Below are 1,164 nucleotides of genomic sequence, written 5' to 3' on the forward strand. Positions count from 1 at the left end.
CTTTGAACTCAACGTCTTTAACTAGGTCAGCAACGTCAACAAGCTCTAGTGGGTTACGTAGATCTGGCTTATCAGAACCGAAACGACGAATCGCTTCAGAGAAAGGCATTACTGGGAATTGACCTAGTTCTACATCTAGAAGCTCTTTCCACATATCGTGAACGAGCTTTTCAGTGATGTTACGTACTTCTTGAGAAGACATGAACGATGTTTCGATATCGATCTGAGTAAATTCAGGCTGACGGTCAGCACGTAAATCTTCATCACGGAAACATTTAACGATTTGGTAGTAACGGTCAAAACCAGACATCATCAGCAGTTGCTTGAACAACTGAGGAGATTGAGGAAGCGCGTAGAAGCTGCCTTTATGAACACGGCTTGGTACTAAGTAGTCACGAGCGCCTTCTGGGGTAGCTTTAGTTAGTACTGGTGTTTCGATATCTAGGAACAGGTTCTCGTCTAGGAAACGACGAACGAAGCTAGATGCACGTGCACGAAGCTTGATGCGATCGCTCATTTCTGGACGACGAAGATCGATGTAACGGTACTTAAGACGCTGTTCTTCAGAGTTCGTTTGGTTGAAGTCTAGTGGAAGCGCTTCTGAACGGTTGATGATCTCTAGACCAGTCGCGTAAAGTTCTACTTCACCAGTAGCCATGTCTTTATTTACTTGGCTGTCAGGACGAACACGCACTTCACCAGTAAATTTGATACAGAATTCATTACGCAGTTGGTTAGCGATCGGGAAGATATCTTTCATATCTGGATCGACAACAACCTGAACGATGCCTTCACGATCACGCATATCAATAAAGATAAGACCGCCTAAATCACGGCGACGGTTTACCCAGCCGCACAATTCTACAGTTTGTCCCGCCAGGGACTTGTTCAGGTTACCACAGTAATGGGTACGCATAATGAATTTCCCAATCTCTTAATAATTTACTAATTTCCAAGCTGTAGGTGTCAAAATAGCCCTACAGAGCAAAGGATCATTTATACGCGGAAACTCGGTTAAAATCGACCTTCCACACTCGAATTTATTGTGTTTTATCTGGCTTTGCTGCTTTTTAGTTCATCAAACGCGCAAAGATTCACCAAAACCAAAAAAATTGCGATAATTATATCTCGAAAGTACCTTAATCAGCAAAAGTCTCGTACAGT

Annotated in this window: 1 protein-coding gene; it reads right to left on the reverse strand. The window is 43.0% G+C overall.

Going from position 1 to position 1,164, the window contains the following annotated elements; genetic code table 11:
* Nucleotides 1-916: aspartate--tRNA ligase (gene aspS / locus BCT81_RS23375; protein WP_102426027.1), on the reverse strand; the 916-nt coding region annotated here is incomplete at its 3' end.
* Nucleotides 917-1,164 lie beyond the last annotated feature (248 nt).

It is taken from the genome of Vibrio sp. 10N.261.52.A1, from assembly GCF_002876325.1.
In the GTDB taxonomy this organism is placed as follows: Bacteria; Pseudomonadota; Gammaproteobacteria; order Enterobacterales; family Vibrionaceae; genus Vibrio; species Vibrio chagasii.